The organism is Nocardia sp. NPDC059180, assembly GCF_042754945.1.
Taxonomy (GTDB): Bacteria; Actinomycetota; Actinomycetes; order Mycobacteriales; family Mycobacteriaceae; genus Nocardia.
The window spans coordinates 391696-417729 of the sequence record NZ_JBHZBU010000001.1; the positions used below are offsets into that span (position 1 = coordinate 391696).

Below are 26034 nucleotides of genomic sequence, written 5' to 3' on the forward strand. Positions count from 1 at the left end.
GGCTGGACGGTAATGTTAGGTACTATACCGTCTGGACGGTTAACGACGACTGACGACGAAAGTCGAGAAGGATCATGGACATCACCACGGGGATCAGCCCCGACCTGCGCGACGCCCCGCCCCGCGCCACCACGCGGGACTGGATCGGCCTGGCCGTGCTGGCGCTGGCGCTGCTGCTACTCGCGATCGACGCCACCGTCCTTGACATCGCGGTGCCCGCCATCAGCGCCGACCTGGCGCCGAGCACCACCCAGCTGCTCTGGATCATCGACGTCTACTCGTTCGTGCTCGCCGGTCTGCTTGTGGTCATGGGCAACCTCGGCGACCGGATCGGCAGGCGCAAACTGCTGCTGATCGGCGCCGTCGGATTCGGTCTCGCCTCGCTGCTCGCGGCCTGGGCTGTCAGCCCGGAGATGCTGATCGCCGCGCGCGTGCTCCAGGGCATCACCGGCGCGACGCTGATGCCCGCGACCCTCGGCCTGATCCGTTCGATGTTCCTCGACCCGCGCCAGCGCACCTTCGCCATCGCGGTCTGGGGCGCGATGGCAGGCGGCGGTGCCGCGGCGGGTCCGCTGCTGGGTGGCTGGCTGCTCGAGCACTACTGGTGGGGTTCGGTGTTCCTGGCGAACCTGCCGGTCATGCTGGCGCTGATCGCGCTGGGACCGATGCTGATTCCGGAATCGAAGGATCCGAATCCAGGACGCTTCGACATCCCGAGCGCCGTGCTGTCGATGCTGGCGCTGGTGCCGTTCGTGTACGCGGTCAAGGAATTCGCGGCCCACGGCGTGAGCGCGGTGCCCGTGGTCGCCGGTGTGATCGGCGTGGTGGCCGGCGTGCTGTTCGTGCGCAGGCAGCGGACGCTGGAGCAGCCGATGCTCGACCTGAAGCTGTTCGAGGTGCCCCAGTTCCGTACCGCGGTGCTGACCAACTTGCTCGCGGTGTTCGCGCTGGCCGGTGTGCTGTTCTTCGGCTCGCAATATCTGCAGCTGGTGCTCGGCCGCTCGCCGATGCAGGCCGGTGTGCTGTTGCTGCCCGGTCTGGTGGCCAGCGTCGTCGGATCGCTGCTGGCTGCCGTACTGGTGCAGCGATGGCGGCCGACGGCGGTGCTCGGCGCTTCGCTGACGGTGGCGGCGCTCGGTGCGGCGCTGTTCGTGTGGCTGACCGCTGACCCCGCGACCGGTGTCGCACCGTTCGTGCTCGGCTTCGGGCTGATCGGTACCGGTGTCGGCATCGCGTTGACGGTGTCGTCGGATCTGGTGGTCAGCTCGGCGCCGGTCGAGCGGGCCGGTGCCGCGGCGGCCATCTCCGAGACGGCCTATGAAACCGGTATCGCGCTCGGTGTGGCATTGCTGGGCAGCATGGTGATGGCGGTGTTCCGCAATGGCCTCGACCTGTCGGCCATCCCCGGCGATGCCGGCGGTGCGGCCGCCGAATCGCTCGGTGGTGCAGCGGATCTGGCCCGGCAGCTACCGGAGGCGGCGGGTGCGTCGTTCCTGGCGTCGGCGCACGAATCCTTCGTCACCGGTATCCATCTGGCCTCGATCGGTACCGCGGGCATCCTGCTGGTGGCGGCGGTGCTGGCGTTCCGGTCGCGGGCTGCGCGCGGCTGAGCGTTCGGTCGCGCCCGGCGCTCAATTCGTCCGTGGACGGGCGAGTTCGGTGCGCTGGGTGCGGCCGCGCAGCGTCACCGACTCGCCCAGTTTCCAGCGCGTCGCCTCGTCGGCGTCGGCCGCGGCGACGGTGCTCGCCGAACTCAGCAGCAGACTCGGATCCTGTTTGGCCAGTTCGCACAGTCGTGCGGCCTCGTTCACCGCGTCACCGATGACGGTGAACTCGTACCGCTGATGCGCACCGACATTGCCCGCGACGACTCGTCCCGCGGCGACGCCGATGGCGGCGGAGAAGTCGGAGGTATGCGCGTCCAGCCGGGTACGAATCGCGCGGGCGCAGGCCAGGGCGGCGCCCGCGGCATCGGGCAGCGGCGCGGGCGCGCCGAAAACCGCGAGCGCCGCATCGCCTTCGAACTTGTTGACCAGCCCGCCCTGTCGTTCGACCTCGTCCACCACGATGGCGAAGAACTCGTTGAGGATGGCGACGATCTCGGTGGCCGCGCGGGTGGCGGTCATCGTTGTGGAGCCGATGATGTCGATGAACAGCGCCGCCGCCTCGCATTCCTGCCCGCCGAGCTGCGGATTGCTGCCGATCGCCGCGACGGCGACGTCGTGGCCGACGTGCCTGCCGAACAGATCGCGAATCTGTTCGCGTTCGCGCAGTCCGTGCACCATCCGGTTGAAACCGCTTTGCAGCTCACCGAGTTCGGTGCCGTCATAGACGGTGACCGCGACATTCAAATCGCCGCCCTCCACCTGACGCAATGCGCGGCGCACTCCTCGGATGGGCGCCACTGTGGCGGCCGAAGCCTGCATCATCAACAGCATTCCGAAGACCAGGGTGGCGCCGCCGAGGGTCAGCACGCATACCGCCATGCGCTCGGTGCTGACGTCGAATCCGGTCAGCGACAGCAGCGCGACCACCATCGACAGCGCCACCGGCACCGCCGAACCAAGCAGCCACATCAGCATGGTGCGCCCGAAGACGCCGATGCTGTGGATGGCACGTCCAGGTGCCGCGTCGAGCACCCGTGCCGTCACCGCACGGAGCGCGAACTCCGCGATCAGATAGCTGTTGGCGCACACCACGATCGCGCTGAACCCGATACCGAGCACGATCTTCGGGATCAACGCCGGATCGGCGAGGCCGTACAGCAGGCTGAGCACCGCCGCCCCACCGAACCACAGCCACGCCTGCTGCCGCACCAGCCGCCGCGGCACCCGGACCGCCGCGCGCTGTTCGGCCTCGGTCGGTACATGATCGGGATCGGTCGCCCAGCGCAACGTACGCAGACCCGACATCGTGCCCCACAGCGTGCCGATCACCAACGCCAGCGCCGCATACAACGGGGCGGCAATCGCATTGAGCGGTAGCAACCGCAGCGTGAAGATCGTCGGCCCTGGCAGCACGAATCCGATCAGCACGATCGCGACCGCGATCCCGATCAGGTTGGCCCCGAGCAACGGAATCGTCAGCAGCAGCTGGATGCGGACCCGCCGGATCCCCGACTTCTCATCGGCAGGCCCGAGCAGGCGCGAACCCCACGGCTTGGAACCGAAGGCTTCGGGCGTCAGCTGACTGTCGGGCATGGTTGGCAGCGTATGCGCGTGTGTGCGCGGGGAAGGGCCTGCGGCGGTATCGGTGGTGAGGCCGGACAGCCCCAGGCCCCGGCTGTTGTGAGTCGCCCCGGACTTTCGCCGTCCAGCTGATCGGCGGCGGGCGGTCACCGGCAGATCTCGGATGCATGAGCGCACGGATGCGTGTGCGGGACACAGGTCGACGAGGATCGTGCGGACGCCGCTGCTGAGGGCGCCGGCGATCCGTCGTGACGTCGCGAAGGGTCATGAGCCGATTCGAGCATGCTGGACACTGCGGAACTCCGCCCTTGCGGCGGACAGAACTTCAGCGACCCGGCGGGAGTTCGCGCGGACCCGAATGTCCGGGCAGCTCTGGCGCCTGGCGGCCCGGGAGTTCGTCATGCGGGGCATACGGCAACCCGAGGCCGGTGGCCGAGGCCTGGGGGAGGGCCGAGTAGCGCGGGTCGGCCGAGTAGCGGGGGTCGGTGGTCGGGTAGTAGTGCGGCACATTCGGGTCGACGGCCGCGCCGGCGATGCGCTGGGCATGCCAGTACTCGGGCGTGCCGGGCGTCAGCTGGTATCCGGTGGGCGCCTGGTAGCCGACCTGCGGGGCCGACTGCACGGCCGAATCCTCGGAATCGACGGTGACCTTGCGGGTGCGGCGCAGGGTGAAGGTGATCTCCTCCACCTCTTCGAACGCCTGCCGTGCGGTGCGCAGCGGGTGGGTGGCGGTATCGATGGCATTGGCGACGAAGGAGGGGACCAGCGGACGGATCCAGCGGGCGGCGGTATCGGTGAAAGGCACCTGGCCGATCAGCGGCAGCTCCAATCCGCCGCGGTCGCCTGCCTGCTCGGCCTTGGCCGGGACCGGAGCGGACACCGCGGGTGCGGTTGCGCCGGGCACCGGGGCGATGGCGTTCGCACCGACCGGGGCGGGCAGGTTCGGCGTGGCGATCCCGTCGTACGACACGGTGGGGTCCTTTCGGTCGGTGGCCGGGGTCCCGGCCGGTAGTTCGGCGGTCGCGCCAACGCCGAGGGCCCGGCGCGAGGGTTCGGTGATACCGATCTCCAGGCCGCCGATGGCCGCGATGACGCGGGTGCGCTGGCGTTCCCTGTCGATCGCGGTATCGGCCTCCACCGCCAGCCGGGTGGCGGTGAGCTGCTGATCGGCGCGTAGTAGTTCGGCCTCGGTGCGCACCTCGGCCCGCTTCACCGCGATCGCGGCGTCGGCGGTGCGTTCGGCCCGGTCGCGGATGGTGTCGGCGGCCAGTCGCCGGTCCTGCGCGGTCTCCCCGCGCCAGCGCCGCAGGATCAGCAGCAGCAGCGCGAGCAGGACGAAGACGATCACTGTCAGCAGCCGCAGCAGCAGTGCGCCGAAGTGGTCGGTGGTGTGGTCGTGCACAGCCACCCAGCGCGCGCCGAGTCCGCGGTCGGCGTCGGCGATGGCGTCGGTCTCGGCGGCGTCGACGCGTGTCTGCGCGTCGATGATGCGCTGGTCCAGCGGTTCGATACGGGCCTGCGCGGCGGTGAGCTGGGCGCGGGCGTCGTCGAGCATGTCATTGGCGGTCTGCGATTCCGGTCCGCGACCAGGGACGCCGGTGATCCTGGTCTGCGGGCAGTCCGGCGTGGGGTTGTACTCGCACCGGGCGGTGACCAGTGCCGTGTCGATATCGGCCTGGGCCTGGGTGATCGTCTGGTTCAGGTTCGTCCGGTCGGTGCGGGCCCGGTCCAGATCGGCGCGGGCATCCCGCACCGCGGGCACCGACGACGCCGAGGCCGCGCCGCGCTCGTCGAGCAGCCGGTCGATGGTGCCGCCGAACAACACTGTGGAGGCGAGTTCGGCGATCAGAACACCGGTGAGTGCGGCGACGGCAACGCGGCCGAGCGAGCCACTCCGGCCGACGGCCTCGCCCGCCCGGCGCAGGACGGATTCCGGGCTGACGGTCGCAAGCGCCTTACCAACAGCCCCGGCGATGAGAGCCACGACCAGAGCGGCAGCCACCACACCGACCGGCGCCCACTGCGCTGCCGCAACGGCCACGGCGGTGACGGCTCCCGCAACCACCGCGAACAGCGCGACCACCGCACCGGTGAGTTCGTATCCGCTGCGCTCATGGCGCTTGTCAGTGTTGTTGTCGTCCGGTCGGGCGTCGGAGTGAGCACCGCCGAGCCAGGTGAGCATGCCGATGACGGTCATGGGATCCCCACATCCTCTACGTCCGAGTCCTTGTCGCGCTCGGCTCCGATCTCGCGCGCCGGGCCGGTCCGCCGCCTGCGATGGCGGGGCGCCCGCGCTTGGCGAAAGTGTCACGGATTCGTTGTCACAGCGTGACAGGCGAGCTGCCGATCCACCGAGCGTGGAGCCGGGGATGTGGTCAGCTTCACAGCGGGTCAGGTGGTTGGTGCCGGATCGGTGCGGCGACCGATGTGCGGCGCCGGTCGGATCCGATCGCGCAGGTAGGGCACACCGAGACGAAGACGTCGGTGCCGCAACGACATCCGGATCGGCCCGTGGATGCGCGTTGCCGCGCCAAGTGTGGCGAAGACCACTTTCGGTCTATTTGCTGCAAGTGTGCTGAAGCCCACTGTGGGCAAAACAGGCCGAACGGTCGGATCGCATTCTGTGCTCGTCACAACCCTGTCGGAAATATCTCACCGGCCCGCGCGACAGTTAGCCGCACCACGATTGGTTTGCCAGGCTCCGACGAGGGGAAATCTGCTTCGATGCAGGTGAAAGCGGGTGTGTGAACGCAACGACGCGTTCGCTCATCTACCGGGAAGCCCCCTGAGAACCCCTCCGACCTGCGCGGAACGGGATCGATCAGTGCCCGGATGCTGCTTTACACTGGACGACGCGCACACGTGGAGGACCTGAATGAAGAAGCCCAGCTAGGCCTGGTTATTAGTGAAACCTAAGTTGGTTGGGCTCAAGTCCTGACTTATCGTTTGCTCTTACGCCGAACACAGAATGTTCGGTGGCCCAACGCACGCACGGGCATCCGAAACAGGTGTCAACCGTAGCGGGCGAACCCCGCGCGGCGGTAAGGAACACGTAAGCGTTCCGTTGCTGCCGAGCACCCCTACTTCATAACAGGAGCGGGTGGACAACTAGAGACATGACTGCACCACAGCGGCGTGAGCATCGGGCTCGAAACCGAAAGCCTGCGCAACCACGCAGAGCCTGCGAGCGCCGCATATCGGTACAGAGAACCATCAGCGCGGCTGGTTTTCCGAACGTACGGACGCAGTCTTGACGGAGGCGTTCGACAGGGCGTTTTTCGATGGCCGCCCGAATCGAGGGCCGACTTTCTTGAAGGCAGAGGCATGACGCAACTTCCTGGCCACAGGTCACCTGGACCCATCGGTCTCTACGACCCGGCGAATGAGCACGACGCGTGTGGCGTCGCATTCGTCGTGGACATGCACGGCCGCCGCAGCCGTGACATCGTCGACAAGGCCATTACCGCCTTGCTGAATCTGGAGCACCGTGGTGCCGCAGGCGCCGAGCCCAACAGCGGTGACGGCGCGGGCATCCTGATCCAGGTGCCGGACCGGTTCTTCCGTGCCGTCGTCGACTTCGAGCTGCCGCAGGCGGGCTCCTACGCCACCGGTATCGCCTTCCTGCCGCAGGCCCGCCGCGAGGCCGCCGTTGCCGCCTACGGCGTCGACAAGATCGTCAAGGAAGAGGGCCTCGCCGTCCTCGGCTGGCGTGAGGTCCCGATCGACGAGACCTCGCTCGGCGCGCTCTCGCGCGACGCGATGCCGACCTTCCGCCAGATCTTCATCGGCTCCGCCGACGGCGAGCAGCTGTCGGAGATGGACCTGGAGCGTCGCGCCTACGTCGTGCGCAAGCGGGTCGAGCGCGAGCTCGGCAAGGCGGGTGCCGGTGAGGGTGCGGTCGGCCGCGAGTCGGTGTACTTCCCGAGCCTGTCCGGACAGACCTTCGTCTACAAGGGCATGTTCACCACGCCGCAGCTGCGTGCCTTCTACCTCGACCTGCAGGACGACCGGGTGGAATCGGCCCTCGGCATCGTGCACTCGCGCTTCTCTACCAACACCTTCCCGTCCTGGCCGCTGGCCCATCCGTTCCGCCGGGTCGCGCACAACGGTGAGATCAACACCGTCAGTGGTAACGAGAACTGGATGCGCGCCCGCGAGGCGCTGCTGCGCTCGGACGTGTTCGGCACCGACAGCGCGGGCAAGAACCGGCTGGAGAAGATCTTCCCGGTCTGCACCCCCGGCGCCAGTGACACCGCCCGCTTCGACGAGGTGCTCGAGCTGCTGCACCTGGGCGGGCGCAGCCTGCCGCACGCGGTGCTGATGATGATTCCCGAGGCCTGGGAGCGCAACGAGACCATGGACGCGCAGCGCCGCGCGTTCTACGAGTACCACTCGATGCTGATGGAGCCGTGGGACGGCCCGGCATCGGTGTGCTTCTCCGACGGCACCGTCATCGGTGCGGTGCTCGACCGCAACGGTCTGCGCCCGAGCCGCATCTGGGTCACCGACGACGGCCTCGTCGTCATGGCCTCCGAGGTCGGCGTGCTCGACATCGACCCGGCCAGGGTGATCAAGAAGGTCCGCCTGCAGCCCGGCCGCATGTTCCTTGTCGACACCGCGCAGGGCCGCATCGTCAGCGACGACGAGCTCAAGGGTCAGCTCGCCGCCGAGCACCCGTACCAGGAATGGCTGGACGCGGGCGTGAGCCGGCTCGCCGATCTGCCCGACCGCCCGCACGTGCACATGTCGCACGACCGCGTGCTGATCCGGCAGCAGATCTTCGGTTACACCAACGAGGAACTGAACCTGCTGATCGCGCCGATGGCCAAGACCGGTGGTGAGGCGCTCGGTTCGATGGGCACCGACACCCCGATCGCGGTGCTGTCGAGCCGGTCGCGGTTGCTGTTCGACTACTTTTCCCAGCTGTTCGCGCAGGTCACCAACCCGCCGCTGGACGCGATCCGGGAAGAGGTCGTCACCAGCCTCAAGCGCAATATCGGCCCCGAAGCCGACCTGCTGCATCCGGGTCCGGATTCCTGTAAGCAGATCGCCATCGAGCAACCGATCCTGGACAACGACGAGCTGGCCAAGCTCGTCCACATCAACGACGACGGCTCGCATCCGGGTCTGCGTTCGGTGGTCGTGCGCGGTCTGTACCCGGTCGCCGAGGGCGGCAAGGGTCTGCGTAACGCACTGGCGGCCATCAACACCCAGGTCTCGGCCGCGATCGACGGCGGCGCGCGCATCATCGTGCTGTCGGACCGCGAGTCCAACGAGAAGCTGGCGCCGATCCCGTCGCTGCTGCTCACCTCCTCGGTGCACCACCACCTGGTCCGCGAGCGCACTCGCACCATGGTCGGGCTGGTCGTCGAGGCCGGTGACGCCCGCGAGGTGCACCACATGGCCATGCTCGTCGGCTTCGGCGCCGCGGCCATCAACCCGTACATGGCCTTCGAGTCCATCGAGGACATGCTCGAGCGCAACGGGCTGGAAGTGCCGGGCAGTACGGGCGACCATGCCGCCGACTTCCGCAAGGCCGTGGCCAACTACAACAAGGCCGCGAGCAAGGGTGTGCTGAAGGTGATGTCCAAGATGGGCATCTCCACCATGGCCTCCTACAACGGCGCCCAGCTGTTCCAGGTCATCGGCCTGGATCAGGCGCTGGTCGACGAGTACTTCACCGGCCTGCGTTCGCACCTTGGCGGTATCGGCCTCGACGACATCGCCGACGAGGTCGCCGCACGGCACCGGATCGCCTTCCTGGAGAACCGGACCGAGCGCGCCCACCGCGAGCTCGAGATCGGCGGTGAATACCAGTGGCGGCGCGAGGGTGAATACCACCTGTTCAACCCGGACACCGTGTTCAAGCTGCAGCACGCCACCCGCACCGGCCAGTACTCGATCTTCAAGGAGTACACCAAGCTGGTCGACGACCAGTCCGAGCGGCTGGCGGCACTGCGTGGCCTGTTCAAGTTCAAGTCCGGTGAGCGCGCGCCGATCTCGATCGACGATGTCGAGCCCGCCAGCGCGATCGTCAAGCGGTTCTCCACCGGCGCGATGAGCTACGGCTCCATCTCCGCCGAATCGCACGAGACCCTCGCCATCGCCATGAACCGTCTCGGTGGCCGTTCGAACTCCGGTGAGGGCGGCGAGCACCCGGCCCGCTTCGAGGTCGAGGAGAACGGCGACTGGCGCCGCAGCGCGATCAAGCAGGTCGCCTCCGGCCGTTTCGGTGTGACCGCGCACTACCTGAGCAACTGCACCGATATCCAGATCAAGATGGCCCAGGGCGCCAAGCCCGGTGAGGGCGGTCAGCTGCCCGCGCACAAGGTGTACCCGTGGGTCGCCGAGGTGCGGCACTCCACGCCGGGCGTCGGCCTGATCTCGCCGCCGCCGCATCACGACATCTACTCGATCGAGGACCTGGCTCAGCTCATCCACGATCTGAAGAACGCGAACCCGCAGGCGCGGATTCACGTGAAACTTGTCGCGGAGCCCGGCGTCGGCACCGTCGCCGCGGGTGTGTCGAAGGCGCACGCCGACGTGGTGCTGATCTCCGGCCACGACGGTGGTACCGGCGCCTCGCCGCTGACCTCGCTCAAGCACGCGGGCGGTCCCTGGGAACTCGGCCTGGCCGAGACCCAGCAGACGCTGCTGCTCAACGGTCTGCGCGACCGCATCGTGGTCCAGGTCGACGGCCAGATGAAGACCGGCCGCGACGTGATGATCGCCGCGCTGCTCGGCGCCGAGGAGTACGGCTTCGCCACCGCTCCGCTGGTGGTCTCGGGCTGCATCATGATGCGCGTCTGCCACCTGGACACCTGCCCGGTCGGCGTCGCGACGCAGAACCCGATCCTGCGTCAGCGCTTCACCGGTAAGCCGGAGTTCGTCGAGAACTTCTTCATGTTCATCGCCGAAGAGGTGCGCGAACTGCTGGCCTCGCTCGGCTTCCGCACGCTGGACGAGGCCATCGGCCGGGTCGACCTGCTCGACACCGCCAAGGCCAAGAAGCACTGGAAGGCGGCCAAGCTGGACCTGTCGCCGATCCTCGACGATGTCGAGACGGCGTTCATGTACCAGGACCGTCGCTGCACCAAGACCCAGGACCACGGCCTGGACAAGGCGCTGGACCAGCAGCTGATCGCCCAGTCCGCCGATGCGCTCGAGCGTGGCAAGCCGGTCAAGTTCGACACCAAGATCACCAACGTCAACCGGACGGTCGGCACCATGCTCGGCCATGAGGTGACCAAGCTCTACGGTGGCGCGGGCCTGCCCGACGACACCATCGACATCACCTTCACCGGGTCCGCGGGCAACAGCTTCGGCGCGTTCGTCCCGGCGGGTATCACCCTGCGCGTGCAGGGCGATGCCAACGACTACGTCGGCAAGGGCCTGTCCGGCGGCCACCTGGTGGTCCGCCCCGCGCCCACCGCGCCCGCCGAGTTCCGCGCCGAGGAGAACATCATCGCGGGCAACGTGATCCTGTTCGGCGCGACCAGCGGTCAGGCGTTCATCAACGGCATCGTCGGTGAGCGGTTCGCCGTGCGTAACTCGGGCGCCACCGCGGTGGTCGAGGGCGTCGGCGATCATGCCTGCGAATACATGACCGGTGGCAAGGTCGTGATCCTCGGTGAGACCGGCCGCAACTTCGGCGCCGGTATGTCGGGTGGTCTTGCGTTCGTCTACAACCCGGAGGGCACTTTCGAAGCCAAGGTCAATCCCGACCAGACCGAGGCGATCGAAGCGCTGTCCGGCGACGACTTCACCTGGCTGCGCGACATCATCACCGCGCACCGCGACCAGACCGGATCGGCTGTCGCCGAACGGATCCTGAGTGACTGGTCGCAGCAGGTAAACCACTTCGTGAAGGTTATGCCACGCGAATACAAGAAGGTGCTGCTCGCTATCTCCGAGGCTGAGAAGAGCGGCAAGGACGTCGACGAGGCAATTATGGAGGCTGCTCGTGGGTGACGCGCAGGGATTTTTGAAGCACACCTCGCGTGAGCTGCCCAAGCGGCGTCCGGTGCCGCTGCGTCTGATGGACTGGAAAGAGGTCTACGAGGAGAACTTCTCCCACCCGACCCTCCAGCGTCAGGCCAGCCGGTGCATGGACTGCGGTATTCCGTTCTGTCACAACGGTTGTCCGCTGGGCAACCTGATTCCGGAATGGAACGACCTCGTCCACAAGGACCGCTGGCGCGACGGTATCGACCGGCTGCACGCGACCAACAACTTCCCGGAGTTCACCGGGCGGCTGTGCCCGGCGCCGTGTGAGGCGTCGTGCGTGCTCGGGATCAACCAGGACCCGGTGACCATCAAGCAGGTCGAGGTCGAGATCATCGAGAACGCCTTCGACGAGGGTTGGGTCACCCCGATCTACCCGACCCGGCTCACCGGTAAGAAGGTCGCCGTCGTCGGTTCCGGCCCGGCCGGTCTGGCCGCCGCACAGCAGCTGACCCGCGCCGGTCACACCGTGACGGTGTTCGAGCGGGCCGACCGCATCGGCGGTCTGCTGCGCTACGGCATCCCGGAATTCAAGATGGAGAAGCGCTTCATCGACCGCCGCCTTGCGCAGATGGAGGCCGAAGGCACCATCTTCAAGACCGGTGTGAATGTCGGTGTCGACATCACCGCCGACGAGCTGCGCGAGTGGTTCGACGCGGTCGTGCTCGCCGGCGGTGCCACCCTGGCCCGCGACCTGCCGATCCCCGGCCGTGAACTGGACGGCATCCATCAGGCGATGGAGTTCCTGCCCTGGGCCAACCGGGTGCAGCACGGCGATCCGGTCACCGACGCCGAGGGCCTGCCGCCGCTGCACGCACGCGGTAAGAAGGTCGTCATCATCGGTGGCGGTGACACCGGCGCCGACTGCCTCGGAACCTCGCACCGTCAGGGCGCCGAAAGCATCCACCAGTTCGAGATCATGCCGCGTCCGCCGGAGGAGCGCGCCAGCTCCACCCCGTGGCCGACCTACCCCCTCATGTACCGGGTCTCCTCGGCGCACGAGGAGGGCGGCGAGCGGGTGTTCTCGGTGAACACCGAACGCTTCGTCGGCAAGAACGGCAAGGTCACCGGCCTGGACGCGCACGAGGTCACGATGGTCAACGGCCGTTTCGAGAAGGTCGAAGGCACCGACTTCACCCTCGAAGCCGATCTGGTGCTGCTGGCCATGGGCTTCGTCGGCCCCGAGAAGCCGGGCCTGCTGACCGACCTCGGCGTCGGCTACGACCAGCGCGGCAACGTCCAGCGCGACAAGAACTGGGCCACCAACGTCCCCGGCGTCTACGTCGCCGGTGATATGGGCCGCGGCCAGTCGCTGATCGTGTGGGCCATCGCCGAAGGCCGCGCCGCTGCCTCGGCCGTGGACATGTACCTGGAGGGTGAGACCGCCCTCCCGGCACCCATCCCGCCGACCGCGGTCGCCCAGCGCTGAGCTGAATATCTGAAAAGGGCGTTGCGCCGGAACTTTCCGGTGCAACGCCCTTTTTCGCTGCTCGAATGCATTGGCGCGAGTGCGACACCCGTATTGCCACGAATGCGCAAAGGGTGCGCAGGCGTCGAACGCCTGCGCACCCTCACGGTGTCGCTGTGTCAGATCAGGGCTGACCGGTCGCGAACGCGATCAGCGCGTCAAGGAACGGCTGGCCACCCATCACGTAACCGCCGATGACCGCACCGGCCGGGATGGTGATGATCCACAGGAACGGGATGAAGCAGCCGATCAGGGCACCGATGGCGATGCCGGGCAGGTTCTTGTTGACCTGGTCCATGAGCCGGTCGTAGGAGCTGATGTCCTTCAGGTCCGCGACGTCCTTCAGCTTCGAGCTGTCCTCGGGCGTCATCGTGGCGGCCAGCGTCACGCTGCGGCCGTCCGCGCTGATCTCCTGGCCCACCGCGATCGGCAGCCCGGCGACCTCGGAGCGCAGCGCCACCTGGTCCACCGTCGCACCGGTGTCCGACTTCAGCAGCACGGCCGAGCCGTCCGACGCCAGCTCGAACTTGCCGCTGTCGACCGACCAGGTGATGGTCTTGTCAGCAGGGGAAACGGTGGTGTTGTAGTTGATTCCACTCACAACACCGGAAGTCGCGTCCCCCGAAGTCACCACGGCCGACTCGGTCGCCACAGCGGGCTGACCATTGGCGGTTGCCGCGGTAATCCCCACCGCGGTGACAGCCATGAAAACGGCAGAAGTGATCTTTCCGAACTTCATTCTTGAATTCCCTCCACTTTGAATGTCCCCGACGAACGGGACAATGAAGGACCATATCGTGCGCAATTCGCTGCCGCGCACGGGGGTTCGATGATCTTGCGCTGCGCTATTTGCTGATTCGCTTTCACCGCTGGGTAATTCGGCAAAGACGTTCTGAATAGCGTGGTAGGTACCGGTATTCCGGGGTTCGCTCGGCGTGTGCTGGGGTTTCGCGCTCGGATCGGCCGCACCGTAGGTGAGCGACCGGGCGTGCAGTGTGCGGCGGTCGGCGAGGGTTCGGTTGATCAGGGCCCCAGATATAGCGATTCGCAGGGCAGGCGCGGAATCTCGGGTTCGCATTCCGCGATGATTGCCACCGCTCCGGGATGGTGACGGGCTTGCCATTCCTGAATGAAGACGGTGGCCGCGCTGAGGCAGGCGGCATAGTCGAAGCGTTGCCCATGCAAGAAGACGCTCAGCTGCACATCCGGCTCGAAGGGGCGCGGGGACTCGGTGTCTGTCATGATCGGTGCCCTCCCCAGCCCGCGTGGGTGCCAGTACAGGCGCGAATGGCGTCGACGACGGCGCGCCCGGAGGGGCGGAAGGCGCAGTGCGGTGGTTGGATCCAGCGGCGGAACCGTGCGCCTCGATCGGTGGGGGAGGCAGGGCGATCGTGCCGCCGGCGCGCACCACCGACACGTCGATGCGGAACAGCTCGGCGAACAGTGGTGTTTCGTCGGGCAAGTCCGGGCGAACCAGATACAACCAGCGGTTCGAGCGCAGATGCGAGATGATCGGGCCTGCCTCGGCGCCTCTATTGCGCAGGTCTATCCGGACACGTTGGCCCAGATGCGCGGGCATCATCAGCGCTCAGACATGGTCGGCGGGCATGACGATGCGGCCGTTCTCGGGAGGATCGATGGTGGCGGGTAAATCGCAGACCTTCCGGTAGAACACGCAGCGGGTATGGGGGCGTATCGCCGAACTGGACATGCTCCATCGCAACACCTTTGGTGTGATCGAGTGGTTGGGGTGCGTCCGGTCCCGGTGGTGAGGAAGAGGTACCGGGAAGGAGTCGCGAGGGGCGTAGTCCTGCGACGTTGAACGTCGTGATCCATGAGGCCGCATTGCTCCGGGTCGTCGGCAGCCGTCAGGTTATGGCTACACAGCTTCGGCATCTGGCGGATCTGAGCACGGCGCCGAATGTCACGATCCGGCTGATGCCGTTCTCCGCGGGCGCGCCGATGGGTGACCAAGTCGGGCCGTTTGTGATCCTGGAGTTCGGCGTAGTTGCGAAGGGGCGTCCGGTGGAACCCGCCGTGGTCTACGTGGAGAACTTCGTCGGCGATCTTTACCTGGAAAAACCAGTGGTGGTAGCGAAGTACCCGGCCCGGCACTGGTCTTCACCCCGGCCGAGTGGGATGCGTTCACGGCCGGGGTGTCGAGCGGCGAATTCAGCTGAGCTGAAACCTGTGCAACCGCACTGCAGCAGGCGATCCGGGGGCGGTTGGCTGACAGCTCATACCCGTTCGTCCTGCAACGCGGGGTAGTCGGTGTAACCCTCGGCCCCGCCGCCGTAGATCAGCTCGCGTGCATGCTGGTTGAGCGCGGCTCCGGAGGCGAACCGGGCGGGCAGGTCGGGGTTGGCGATGAAGAGCCTTCCGAACGAGAAGAGGTCGGCCAGCCCGGCGTCCAGCACCTTTTCGCCCGCGTCCCGCGTCGTGGGGGCCGAGCCGTTGAAGTTCGCGATAAGCGTGCTCGACCAGCGTGGACGCAGGTCGGCGAGCGCGGCGTATTCGCCACGCTCGATCACGTGCAGGTAGGCAAGGCCGAGCGGGTCGAGGGTGTCGAGCAGGGTCCGGTAGGTGCCTTGCGGGTCCTGCTCCGCGATCTCGTTTTCCGGGTTGTCCGGTGAGATGCGCAGGCCGACTCGTTCGGCACCGACTTCGGCCGCGACGGCCGTCACGATGTCGACGGCCAGCTGGAGCCGGCGGTTGCGCGAGCCTCCGTAGCGGTCGGTCCGCTGGTTGGTGTTCTCCGCCAGGAACTGCTGGATCAGGTAGCCGTTCGCGCCGTGGACCTCGACCCCGTCGAATCCGGCCGCGATGGCGTTACGTGCCTCGGCGGCGAAATCCTCGACGGTGGCGTCGGCTTCGGCGGTTGTCATCGCTCGCGGTGTGACATGGTCCACCGGTCCCTGATTGGTGAAGATCTGCGAGCCGGTGATTCGTACCGGCGAGGGCGCCAACGGGGTCGCGCCGCCCGGCAGATTCAGTGGGTGGGTCATCCGGCCGACGTGCCACAGCTGGGCGAAGATGCGCCCGCCCGCCGCGTGCACCGCATCGGTCACCTCGCGCCAGCCTGCCACCTGCGCATCATCGACAAGGCCGGGGATGCCGGGACCGCCCTTACCGAGCGCGTTGGCGTAGATGCCTTCGGTGACGATCAGTCCGGCGCCCGCGCGCTGTGCGTAGTAGTCCTTGGTCAGCGGGTTCGGGACGCCGGTGGCGTCGTCCGCGCGGCCCCTGGTCATGGGGGCCATCGCGATGCGGTTCGGCAGGTCGAGCGCGCCGCGGCGGTAGGGACGCAGCAAAGGGCTGTCGGACATGGGATTTCCTTCCGGGTATGTGGATCGAGAGTCAGCGAGCGAGGGCGGTGACTTCGACTTCGATCTGCCAGTCGGGCTGGGCGAGGGAGGACACTTCGAGCAAGGTGTCGGCGGGGTAGGGCTCGCTGAGGAACTCCTCCCGGAGCGCAATGACCTTGTCGAGGTTGGCCGCCATATCGGTGACGAAGATGCCGACCTTCACCACGTCCCCGAGCTCGGCCCCGGCCTGGGCCAGGACTCGCCTGATGTTGGCGAACGCCTGCCGTCCCTGGGTCAGAAAGTCGTCGGAGACGGTGCGCCCCTGCTCGTCGATACCCGCTTGCCCGGACACGAACAGCAGGCCGTTGGCCTTGATCGCCTGCGAGATCTTGTACGGCTCATACCAGTCGGGAGTGGTGGCGATCTTCTCGATGCGCTGTGCGGTCATGGCCGATTCCTTTCAGAGGTTGCATGTACATGCAATAAATGTTGGTGCATGCAGATATTGGCACTGCATGTACTCTGATGTCAAGACGGAAGGCGGAAATCATGGACACGGCGATCTGGGACCAGCTGGTGACGCTGCATGGCATGGTCAACCAGCGGCTGGCCAAGGAGATGCAGCGACGCCACGGCATCGGGCTGTCGGAGTATCAGGCACTGTGCCGGCTCGCGAACGCCGATGACGGCGAGCTACGTATGCAGGAGTTGGCCGAACTCATCGGCCTCAACCAGAGCTCGGTCAGCCGTCTGGTTGCCCGCCTGGAATCAGCAGGTCTCACTCGTCGCGATCTGTGCCCGAAGGATCGCCGGGGCGTGTACACGGTGATTACCGAGGAGGGGCGCGCCCTGCAGCGCAAGGCCGCACCGACCTACCAGGAAACCCTGACCATGGCCCTGGACGAGGCGTCCGCGGATGCCCGAGTAACTGAATTCGCCGCCAAGCTCCGCGCGTGATCGAAGGGTCGGGCTCTGTTAACGATGCGGTGGTGAGCGCGCCCGAACGACTCAGCGCGAACAGCACATTCGCGGTTTGCGCCACACTCTCGACCGCCTCGCCGCCGCAGCAAACTGAACCACCCTGCGCCCGTCCGTCGCTACGTCGATAGTCGAATGAGACACCCACCGCCACAATCTCGCACCGACACGTCGATGGCGACGCCAGACGCGCGTCTCCCGTTGTCAGAGCCGGTCGATGTCCGACAGGTCGATGTCTATATCGAAGGGCACGCTGATCTTCAGCCGATCGTGGAAGATTCCGCTGGGTGCGTAGGCGCCGGTAGCCGGATCTAGTTCGAAGACGTAGACGACTGCCCGGCCGTCGACGTTCTCGACGCGCCAGAAATGCGGAATCCCGGCCTTTGCGTACAGCTGGGGCTTACGTTCCCGGTCCCTCGTACGTGACTCCGCGGACACGACCTCGACCACGAGGACCACGTCTGCGGCCCGATATGACGTGAGATCCGGCCCACCGTCGGCTTCCGCACGTACCACGAGAACATCCGGTTCCGGGCGTTGCTCACGGGCGAGCGTCACCGTCATCTCGCGACGTACTCGCAGGTCACCGGGAACAAACTGGCGCAGAACAGAGTCGAGCAGGGTGATCATGAGCATGTGAAACTTCGCCTGCGGGCTCACGAAGACGAGGCTCCCATCGATCAGCTGAGTGTGCGGCGGCAGGTCTGGCAGGCGATCCAAGTCTTCAGCGATGAACCCGCCCGGCGGTGGGCGCAGCCACTGCGGAAACCGTTCGGCGGTAGTCATGCCCCAAGTATGTCATCGACGGAGAGTATCCGGAGCTGATGCGGAATCGGACGGTCGGCGAAGCGGCTGCGTAAGCCGACCGCGCCCGGTGCGCGGCGCAGACACCTATACGGCACAGTATGGGGGTGCAGTTGATTCTCGTTCGCCATGCGCAGCCGATTCGGATCGAGCAGGTCGAGGGGGCCGCCGACCCAGGATTGGCCGGGATCGGGGTGGAGCAGGCCGAGCGGGTGCCTGCGGCGTTGAGCCATCACGCGATCAAGCGGGTGGTGAGCAGTCCGCAGCGGCGGGCGCGGGAGACCGCGGCGCCGACGGCGGCGAAGCTGGGGCTCGAGGTCGAGGTGCTCGATGGGCTGGCCGAATACGACCGGGACCTGCCCGCCTATATCCCGATCGAAGACGCCAAGGTCGAGTTCCGTGCGGAATATGACCGGATCAAGGCAGGGCATCTGCCGACGGTGATCGATGAGCCCGCGTTCAAGTCGCGGGTGCTCGACACGATCACCGATATCGCGGTGCGCGCCGATCACACCGATACCGTGGTCGCGTTCGCGCACGGCGGGGTGATCAATATCCTGCTGCAAGACGTGCTCGGTCTGGCGCGTCCGCTGACTTTCCCGATCGACTACTGCTCGATCACGCGAATCTTGTTCTCGCGGACCGGTAGGCGGACCGCCGCGACCATCAACGAGAACGGGCATGTCTGGGAGCTACTGCCGCGCAATATCTCCGCCTGAGCGATTCCCAGCAGAATGCCAGCTCGGTCCCACCGCTGTCCCAGCGACGGCGCCTTTCCTGGAGTCGTGCACCGCAGTCGCGGTTCATGTTCCGGGAGAAAGGGATTTGTGTTGCACTCCACGAAACTGTCCTCCGCTCGGCGGATCGGCCTGCGGGTAGCGGTGGCTGGTGCGCTCGCCGCGGTACCAGTTGCGGCGGTCGCGGCCACCGCGTCGGCCGAGGCGCCTGCCGCAGCCACCACCCAGGTCGTCGACGCCGCTGCCCCGGTGTCGGCGACCGCCGATGACGTGAGCCGTCCCGGCCGCCACCTCGACCACGGCCCCGACGGCGAGCGACGCCTGTATCTGGACGACCACCGTCCCGATCAGCCGGGACCCCTCGGCCCTGGTCCGCGTATCTTCCAGCATGTGCTGCCCGGCGGCACCGGATCATTCGGCAGCAGCTAGCGGCTTCGGTCGGGCGTAGCCCGTCGGCAGCGCGCGGCTGGACGACGCGGCGACGCCCGGCTCCGTAAACGACTGCGGGCACCCGTACCCGGCAGATGCCGAGCGGGTGGCCGCGGTGCGGATCGGAATGGTTCAGTCCATGCGGTCGAACCAGTTGTGCATCCAGGAGATGGCGGTCTGGCCGCCGCCGACCTGGTAGCTGCCGTAGCTGGTGTGGGCATGCGACTCGTAGAAGTCTTCCAGTTCCTGGATCCGTTGCTGGTTGGCCGAATCGGTGAGCTGGGCTTGCAGGGCCGGGATGCCGCCACCGGCCATCAGATCATTGATGATCGCGCCGGCTTCCAGCTGGTAGCGCCACATATTCGCCGGATTGGCATCGGAGCTCTGCGCCAGGAATCCAGCGAATCGAGTAACGAAATCGTCCGAGGCGGTGGCGCAGTACAGGTCGTCGACAGCACAGATGGTCCGTACCCGGTCGTTGATCCAGCCGAAGCCGCCGACTCGGGCTCCGCCGCCACCGGCGCCACCGGCATGTGGGCCGACCTGGATGTCGCTCGGCGCGCGACGCGGATCCGAGATCAGGCCGACGCCTGCGATCCGGCTCGGCGGCACCACTCCGACGCCGGTGCCGATCTCGGCGGCGAGGTCGCCTGCGGCATCAGCGCCCTGGCTGTAGCCGAGCAGTCCGATCTTCGTCGCGCCACAGCGCTGCGCCATCGCGCCGACCAATCCGCGCGCCTTGTCGGTGGCTTCCTTTTTGGACTGGCCGTAGACGTCGCCCTCCCACGGGAATGCGGTCGCGGCGTAGGTGACGTAGTCGACCTTCGTCCCCGACCCGAGCCCCCTGGTGACGCCGGACAGCATGCCGGGCTGCGGCTTCTTGTCGTGGCCGGTTTCCCAGGTGCCCGGGATGGCCACCACGTACAGACTCGGGCATCCGGGCGCGGCCGTGGCCACGGTGTTACCTGCGAATACCAACCCGGATGCGATCGCCGCGCACGCGCCGAATGCCGCGGCAACCTTCTTGAACTGCATACTGCTCCAGTCAACCCATGCCCTGGTGAGGGCGTTCCCGTACACGCTGTCGCTTCGATGCTGAACTCGGCGGATGTCGCACCGGTGCACACGAAGTGAACACCATCAATCCCGCCGAGTGCGCACACCCGGATATAACATCCAGGGCCCCGACGCACACACCGCGAATAACAATAGGGCCACAGCCGAACGCCCGCCAACCGAACGCGTTCGGATGACCGATTTCCACGATCGCGCGTGCCGACCGCAGCGGTCGTCGCACAGCTCGTCCCGGTTCGCGAATCGCGCAGATCGGGCCGGTGAGTGTCGAGTGACGAGTGACGAGTGCTAGTAGTTCTGGGGCGGGTACGGACCACCGTGTGGCGGGTACGGACCGCCCGGCGGCGGGTACTGGTGCGGGTTGTACGGCGGTTGTCGCGGCCCGTCGTTGTTAGCCCGGCTCACCAGCCAGACGATCAGGCCGATGACTCCGACGACTACCAGCACGCAGCAGAGGCCGCCGACGAGTACACCCAGTATCGGGAGCCTGGTCCCTGAACTCCTCGCGCGCTTCGGCGCCGCCTCGTAGTCCAGTCCCGAGGTCCAGCCATCTGGACTCGCCCACGTCGAATAGTCGATCCCACCGGCAGTGGTCAGCAGGTCAAGGTAGTACAACGACGATCCCCGTTCTCGCGGTCGGCGGCCGCCTCCTCCCGACGGACCGGACCCTTACCCTAGACGAGGGATCGAAGGTCCGATCGGATCGCGATCGCACGCACGGAACGCTGTCGGAACGGCGGGAGATCGGTTGTCTGTGCTCCGAATACAGAGCGACCCGGACCGCGTTCGCGACCCGGGTCGTTGCTCGCCCGCACAACTCGGCGACGTCAGTGATTCTGCGGCGGGTACTGACCACCCTGCGGCGGGTACGGGTTGTTCGGGTCCTGCGGGTACTGGCCCTGCTGGGGGAACTGCTGTTGCTGCGGGAACTGGCCCTGCTGCGGGTACTGCCCCTGCGGCGGGAACTGCGGCTGCTGGGGCTGGTCGTTCTTCTTCCGCTTCGCGAGCATCACGACCGCAACGACGATCGCGAGAATCACCACGACGCAGATGATTCCGATGATGGCCAGCCCGCCCTTGCCCTTCTTCGAACTGCTGCCCTTCTTGGCGAGCTCCTGCTCCATCGCCGACGTCCATACATCCGGGCTCGCCCATGTCGAATGGTCGAGCGTGCCGGCATTGGTCAGCAGGTCAAGGTAGTACACGTAAACCCCTATCGAAATCGTCGGCCGCCTCCTCCGGGCGCGCCGATCCTTCTCACTAGTGCCCGGACCGTTACTTGGCGAAACCTGCGATCCGAGTCGCTCGAATCCGTTCCTCCGCCACTGGATTCGAGTCGCGCCGAACCTACCTCGGTTTCACCAGTGGGAACGGCAGGGTCTCGCGGATGCTGCGTCCGGTGATCAGCATGACGATGCGGTCGACGCCCATGCCGAGCCCGCCGGTGGGCGGCATGGCGTGTTCGAGCGCCTGCAGGAAGTCTTCGTCGAGTTCCATGGCCTCCGGATCACCGCCCGCGGCGAGCATCGACTGCTCGGTGAGCCTGCGCCGCTGTTCGACCGGATCGGTGAGTTCGCTGTAGGCGGTGCCCAATTCGACGCCCCACGCCACCAGGTCCCAGCGTTCGGCGACGCCGGCGATGCGGCGGTGGCCGCGGGTCAGTGGCGAGACCGAGGTGGGGAAGTCGATGTAGAAGGTGGGTTCCTGGGTGCGGCCCTCGACCAGATGCTCATACATTTCCAGCACGATCTGACCCGCGTCCCAGGCGTGCTGGTACGGGATGAGGTTGGCGTCGCACAGTTCCCGCAGCCGTTGTACCTCGGTGCGCGGGGTGATTTCGGTGCCGATGGCCTGCGAGATGGCCCCGTGCACCGACTTGACCGGCCATTCACCGGAGATGTCCACCGCTTCGAGGGTGCCGTCGTCGTTGGGGCGCATGGCCACCATGGCGCCGTTGGCGGCCAGGGCGGCGTTCTGGATCAGCTGACGGCACAGATGCATCATCCGCTCGTAATCGCTGTGCGCCTCGTACGCCTCGAGGATGGTGAATTCCGGGTTGTGGCTGAAGTCCACGCCTTCGTTGCGGAAGGTGCGGCCCAGTTCGAACACCTTCTCCACCCCGCCGACGCACAACCGCTTCAGATAGAGCTCGGGTGCGATGCGCAGGTAGAGATCGAGGTCGTAGGCGTCGATGTGGGTGCGGAACGGTGTCGCGTTGGCGCCGCCGTGTACCTGCTGCAGGATCGGCGTCTCGACCTCGATGTAGCCCCAATCGGTGAGCGAATCCCGCAGCGAGCGCACCACCGCGCTGCGTTTGGTGAGCACGTCGCGGGTCTCGGGGTTGATCATCATGTCGACGTAGCGCTGGCGGACCCGCGATTCCGGATCGGCCAGGCCCTTCCACTTGTCCGGCAGTGGATGCAGGCATTTGCCGAGCATCCGCCAGTCCGCGACGAGCAGTGACAACTCGCCGCGCCTGCTGCGCCCGATCCGGCCGCTGACCTCGATCAGATCGCCGAGGTCGAAGAATTCGCCGAACTCCGCACACCGCTTGGCGCCGAGGCGTTCCCGGTCGAGCACCAGTTGGATGTCGTCGGACCAGTCGCGCACCACCGCGAACACCACGCCGCCGTAGTCGCGGATGCGCAGCAGCCGGCCGCACACCCGGACTGTGGTCCCGCGCGGTGATCGGCGTGCGGCGGCGACGGTGTGGGTCGGCGGGTAGGCCACCGGATAGGCGTCGATGCCGGTGGCGGCGAGCCGATCCAGTTTGGTCATCCGGACCCGTACCTGTTCGGGCCTGCGCGCCAGCAGCAGTTCCTCCTCGGACTCGGGTGGTTCCGGCGGGCTGCCGTCGGCGTGCAGCCCGGTCATGGTGGCGGGGACCGCGCTGTGGCGTCCGGTGTGGGTGGTGGCGTCGGGTTCGGCGCCGAAACGCGGCAGGAAACCCTCGGCCAGACCGCTGGCCATCGCCACCCGGGGCAGTTGCCTGCGCTCCTCGAACAGGAAGAACCGCGGCACCCAGTAGGGCTGGTACTTCACATTCGACCGGTACAGCGCCTCGAGCTGCCACCACCGCGAAAAGAACAGCAGCACCCCGCGCCAGGCCCGCAGCACCGGACCGGCGCCGATCCGCCCGCCCTCTTCGAACACCGAACGGAACACCGCGAAGTTCAGCGAGATCTTGGTGATGCCGTACTGGTCGGAGGTGAGCGCGAGCTGGGAGATCATCAGCTCCATCACGCCGTTGGGACCGAGCGGGTCGCGCCGCATCAACTCCAGCGACACCCCGGTCCGCCCCCACGGCACCAGCGACAGCATCGATAGCACCCGGTCGTCGGAGGCGACGGCTTCCACCAGCAGGCAGTCGCCGTCGAGTGGGTCGCCGAGCCTACCGAGCGCCATCGAGAAACCGCGTTCGTTCTCGGTATCGCGCCACGCCTCGGCCCGAGCCACGACCTGGGCGAACTCGTCGGCGGGGATCTCGGAATGACGGCGGATGCGTACCGAGACGCCCTGCCTGCGCAACCGGTTCGCGGCCTGTCGGACCGGTTTCATCTCCGCACCGGCGAGGGAGAAGTTTCTGGTGTCGAGCACGGCCTCGTCGCCGAGCCGCACCACCGACAGCCCGGCTCTGCGGTAAGCGGTCGCCCCGAGTTCGCTGGCACCCATCACCGCGGGCGCCCAGCCGAACTCGTCGGCCAACCGCAGCCAGGCGTCGATCGCCTGCGGCCACGCCTCTTTGACCCCGATGGGGTCGCCACTGGCCAGGCAGACGCCGAGCTCGACCCGGTATGTGACGGCGGCCTTGCCGCTGGGCGCGAACACCACGGCCTTGTCCCGGCGGGTGGCGAAATAGCCGAGTGAATCCTCCACATCCGAGCGGGCAAGCAGCCCACGCAGCGCGGATTCGTCCAGGCCGGTCATGGCGTTGTCGGCGCGTTGGGAGCGCAGCAGCACCATGAACGCACTCAGCAACGCGACCGCGCCGAACAGGCCGAGCAGGAAGTTCACGAAATGGTGTGGTGAGCCGTCGAATTGCTCGTTCTCCACCAGGATCGCACCGGTCACCCGGTACACCGCCCACAGCGGGCGCTGCGCTCCGCTGGGCAGCGAGCCCGGGAACATCTCGACCAGGCCCCAGCCCAACAGGCAGCCCAACGCAAGGCCGCCGACCAGCGCGACCAGCGCTTTTCGCCCGGCGCCTCGGCGGACGCGAGTGTAGAACTCCGGCCAGGCGGCGATGAGCACGCCGATCACCGCCAGCTGCACCACGCCGGCGACGAGCGCGTTGACGTTGCGGTCCTGGATGTAGGTCAGCGCGTTGGTCAGCACCCAGGTCGCCAGATAGATCACCAGCAACCACCAGGCGATGCGTTTGCGACCGGCGGTCGCTGCGGCCAGCAAGGCGACCACAAGCGCCCACACCAGGCTGGTGTCGGGTGCGTCGAAGTAATAGTCGTCGATGTAGTGGCGCGGGGTGTGGGTCAGATAGCGCAGCGCGGGCGACAGGCTCCACAGCAGACAGGCCACCGCGAACACACCGAGCACGAGACCGGCGTAATGCGGGACCTCGGCGAACCTGCCGTGCCCACGATGCGGTACCGGCGGAACAGGTCTGCCCGCTGATAGCTCGGTGGTGCTGCGTAGGTCGTCCGGCGCGGAAGTCACCGATCCAGTGTGACCGTTGGGGTGGATTTGCCGGTAGTTTGTCGCGGCGTGTTCGCGGCCCCTTTGCGACGCCTCGGCGATGGTGGAATGCGGCCGGATGCCGGGGCGGCGCGCGGCGGAGCGGGCCGGGGGAGTAAGTATTTAGAACATGTCGGAACCAGTCGATGTGCCGATCGATGACGAAGCCATTCGGCTCGGCCAGTTTCTCAAATTGGCCAATCTGATCGATTCCGGTTCGGAAGCCAAGACGGTGATCGCCGCGGGTCTCGTGCGGGTGAACGACGAGGTCGAGCTACGCCGTGGACGGCAGTTGCACGTCGGCGATGTGGTCGCCCTCGCCGGTCACCAGGCACGAGTCGCGGAGTGAGCGTACCTCCGCCTTCGCTCCGGCAATGCGCGGATTGGGGCGGGCTGCGCCCGGCTGTGTTCGTATGCGCTGATCAGTCCTCGGCACGCACCACGACGCCGTCGTGATCGCTGTAGAGCATGTCTCCGGGGACGAAGGTGACACCGCCGATCTCGACCGGGACGTCCTTGTCGCCTGAGCCGGTCTGAGTGCTCTTGCGCGGGTTGGTGCCCAGCGCCTTGACGCCGATGTCGAGGGTGCGCAGGATGGCCGAATCGCGCACCGCGCCGTTGACGATGACGCCGGCCCAGCCGTTGTCGACCCCGCGTCCGGCGATGATGTCGCCGACCAGCGCGGTGTGCACGCTCGCGCCGCCGTCGACGACGAGCACCTTGCCTTCGCCCGGTTCGCTCAGCGTCTGCTTGACGAGCAGATTGTCCTGGAAGCAGCGAATGGTGGTGATCCGGCCGGAGAATGCCGCCCGGCCGCCGAACTGGATGAACTGGGTATCGCAGCTGCGGATGTCGGGGCCGATTTCGTCGGCCAGGTCCGCGGTCGCCACAACATCTGTCGGTTCGGTCATGGCCCTCAGCTTAGAGGTGGCCGAACTTCACCCCGGAACGGACCAGCGGGTTCGTTCCACGTGAATCACAGCGTTATCGGTGTCCGTGCCGCAGTTCGTACATATCCCGTTCGTGTTCGGAAATCTTGCCGTGGTCGACCAGGTTCGGATCGAGCCCGTGCTGCACCAGCCGGTACCGGCGCCACACATAACTGAGCGCGACCGTGAAGATGACCATCGGCACGGTCATCATCACGATCAGCCCGATCTTGAGTGGCATCGGACCTGGGAACAGCAGCACCAGCGCGAAGAACGGAATGATCGGCCCGAGGAACCTGAGGAGATAGCGTTCCATGGCCCCGTGCCCGACCAGGTCGTGAGTTACCCACTCGTGCAGGTTCGCGGGGAGCTCGCGGCCCAGATCGTAGGCAATGCGCTGCCTGAAGGTGGGTTTGTCCATACAGCAAG

Annotated in this window: 22 protein-coding genes and 1 pseudogene; 9 read left to right on the plus strand and 14 right to left on the minus strand. The window is 67.0% G+C overall.

What is annotated here, in order from left to right:
* The first annotated feature begins 74 nt into the window (after positions 1–74).
* Positions 75–1610, plus strand: coding sequence for an MFS transporter (locus ACFXNW_RS01850; protein WP_379415157.1), 1536 nt, complete (start codon positions 75–77; stop codon positions 1608–1610).
* 21 nt (positions 1611–1631) lie between these two features.
* On the opposite strand, the gene ACFXNW_RS01855 is transcribed toward ACFXNW_RS01850, so the two are convergent.
* Positions 1632–3200: an adenylate/guanylate cyclase domain-containing protein gene (locus ACFXNW_RS01855; RefSeq protein WP_379415159.1), complete on the minus strand. Its 1569-nt coding sequence runs from the start codon at positions 3198–3200 to the stop codon at positions 1632–1634.
* Positions 3201–3513: 313 nt separating this feature from the next.
* Complete coding sequence (locus ACFXNW_RS01860; RefSeq protein WP_379415161.1) at positions 3514–5385, minus strand: DUF4407 domain-containing protein; 1872 nt, start codon at positions 5383–5385, stop codon at positions 3514–3516.
* 1127 nt (positions 5386–6512) lie between these two features.
* On the opposite strand from ACFXNW_RS01860, the gene gltB reads away from it, so the two are divergent.
* Positions 6513–11159, plus strand: a complete 4647-nt coding sequence (gltB, locus tag ACFXNW_RS01865) for a glutamate synthase large subunit (protein WP_379415162.1) — start codon at positions 6513–6515, stop codon at positions 11157–11159.
* Positions 11152–12621: a glutamate synthase subunit beta gene (locus tag ACFXNW_RS01870; RefSeq protein ID WP_379415163.1), complete on the plus strand. Its 1470-nt coding sequence runs from the start codon at positions 11152–11154 to the stop codon at positions 12619–12621. The genes gltB and ACFXNW_RS01870 overlap by 8 nt, the downstream gene beginning before the upstream one ends.
* Positions 12622–12784: 163 nt before the next feature.
* Here ACFXNW_RS01870 and ACFXNW_RS01875 read toward each other — a convergent pair whose 3' ends face one another.
* From ACFXNW_RS01875 to ACFXNW_RS01885, 3 genes are all read right to left on the minus strand, one after another.
* Positions 12785–13480, minus strand: coding sequence for a hypothetical protein (locus tag ACFXNW_RS01875; protein ID WP_379415165.1), 696 nt, complete (start codon positions 13478–13480; stop codon positions 12785–12787).
* Positions 13481–13683: 203 nt separating this feature from the next.
* On the minus strand, positions 13684–13902 hold the full coding sequence (locus ACFXNW_RS01880; protein WP_379415167.1) for a hypothetical protein: 219 nt from the start codon (positions 13900–13902) through the stop codon (positions 13684–13686).
* Positions 13903–14248: 346 nt separating this feature from the next.
* Positions 14249–14371 (minus strand): hypothetical protein, encoded by a 123-nt coding sequence (locus ACFXNW_RS01885; protein ID WP_379415168.1) that lies wholly within the window; start codon positions 14369–14371, stop codon positions 14249–14251.
* Positions 14372–14472: 101 nt separating this feature from the next.
* Between ACFXNW_RS01885 and ACFXNW_RS01890 the strand changes: the two are divergent.
* Positions 14473–14757, plus strand: a pseudogene (locus ACFXNW_RS01890) (Scr1 family TA system antitoxin-like transcriptional regulator); the annotation flags it as partial.
* 17 nt (positions 14758–14774) lie between these two features.
* Complete coding sequence (locus ACFXNW_RS01895; RefSeq protein WP_379416245.1) at positions 14775–14840, plus strand: hypothetical protein; 66 nt, start codon at positions 14775–14777, stop codon at positions 14838–14840.
* A 57-nt stretch (positions 14841–14897) separates the two neighbouring features.
* On the opposite strand, the gene ACFXNW_RS01900 is transcribed toward ACFXNW_RS01895, so the two are convergent.
* A complete protein-coding gene (locus ACFXNW_RS01900) occupies positions 14898–15986 on the minus strand; it encodes an alkene reductase (protein ID WP_379415170.1) in 1089 nt (362 codons plus the stop codon).
* Positions 15987–16017: 31 nt separating this feature from the next.
* Positions 16018–16413 carry a RidA family protein gene (locus tag ACFXNW_RS01905; RefSeq protein ID WP_379415172.1) on the minus strand — a complete coding sequence of 132 codons (396 nt, stop codon included), beginning with the start codon at positions 16411–16413 and terminating at the stop codon, positions 16018–16020.
* A gap of 101 nt (positions 16414–16514) precedes the next feature.
* On the opposite strand from ACFXNW_RS01905, the gene ACFXNW_RS01910 reads away from it, so the two are divergent.
* The gene (locus tag ACFXNW_RS01910) at positions 16515–16922 is read left to right on the plus strand and encodes a MarR family winged helix-turn-helix transcriptional regulator (protein ID WP_379415173.1); all 408 of its coding nucleotides are present in this window, start codon (positions 16515–16517) and stop codon (positions 16920–16922) included.
* Between the two features lie 225 nt (positions 16923–17147).
* Here the strand turns inward: ACFXNW_RS01910 and ACFXNW_RS01915 are convergent, their stop codons facing one another.
* Complete coding sequence (locus ACFXNW_RS01915; RefSeq protein ID WP_379415175.1) at positions 17148–17729, minus strand: Uma2 family endonuclease; 582 nt, start codon at positions 17727–17729, stop codon at positions 17148–17150.
* Positions 17730–17854: 125 nt separating this feature from the next.
* Here ACFXNW_RS01915 and ACFXNW_RS01920 point away from each other — a divergent pair, with 125 nt between their 5' ends.
* Complete coding sequence (locus ACFXNW_RS01920) at positions 17855–18466, plus strand: histidine phosphatase family protein (RefSeq protein ID WP_379415177.1); 612 nt, start codon at positions 17855–17857, stop codon at positions 18464–18466.
* A gap of 111 nt (positions 18467–18577) precedes the next feature.
* Entirely contained in the window at positions 18578–18913 is a 336-nt protein-coding gene (locus ACFXNW_RS01925) for a hypothetical protein (protein WP_379415178.1), read from the plus strand.
* Positions 18914–19045: 132 nt separating this feature from the next.
* On the opposite strand, the gene ACFXNW_RS01930 is transcribed toward ACFXNW_RS01925, so the two are convergent.
* From ACFXNW_RS01930 to lysX, 4 genes are all read right to left on the minus strand, one after another.
* Complete coding sequence (locus tag ACFXNW_RS01930) at positions 19046–19948, minus strand: cutinase family protein (protein WP_379415180.1); 903 nt, start codon at positions 19946–19948, stop codon at positions 19046–19048.
* A 327-nt stretch (positions 19949–20275) separates the two neighbouring features.
* On the minus strand, positions 20276–20602 hold the full coding sequence (locus ACFXNW_RS01935) for a hypothetical protein (RefSeq protein WP_379415181.1): 327 nt from the start codon (positions 20600–20602) through the stop codon (positions 20276–20278).
* 212 nt (positions 20603–20814) lie between these two features.
* Positions 20815–21192 (minus strand): hypothetical protein, encoded by a 378-nt coding sequence (locus ACFXNW_RS01940; RefSeq protein ID WP_379415183.1) that lies wholly within the window; start codon positions 21190–21192, stop codon positions 20815–20817.
* 142 nt (positions 21193–21334) lie between these two features.
* Entirely contained in the window at positions 21335–24658 is a 3324-nt protein-coding gene (gene lysX, locus ACFXNW_RS01945) for a bifunctional lysylphosphatidylglycerol synthetase/lysine--tRNA ligase LysX (RefSeq protein ID WP_379415185.1), read from the minus strand.
* Between the two features lie 148 nt (positions 24659–24806).
* On the opposite strand from lysX, the gene ACFXNW_RS01950 reads away from it, so the two are divergent.
* Entirely contained in the window at positions 24807–25025 is a 219-nt protein-coding gene (locus ACFXNW_RS01950; protein ID WP_036531561.1) for an RNA-binding S4 domain-containing protein, read from the plus strand.
* Between the two features lie 73 nt (positions 25026–25098).
* On the opposite strand, the gene rraA is transcribed toward ACFXNW_RS01950, so the two are convergent.
* Both rraA and ACFXNW_RS01960 read right to left on the minus strand, forming a co-directional pair.
* Positions 25099–25587, minus strand: a complete 489-nt coding sequence (rraA, locus tag ACFXNW_RS01955; RefSeq protein ID WP_379415187.1) for a ribonuclease E activity regulator RraA — start codon at positions 25585–25587, stop codon at positions 25099–25101.
* Positions 25588–25660: 73 nt separating this feature from the next.
* On the minus strand, positions 25661–26026 hold the full coding sequence (locus ACFXNW_RS01960) for a DUF5313 family protein (protein ID WP_379415188.1): 366 nt from the start codon (positions 26024–26026) through the stop codon (positions 25661–25663).
* Positions 26027–26034 lie beyond the last annotated feature (8 nt).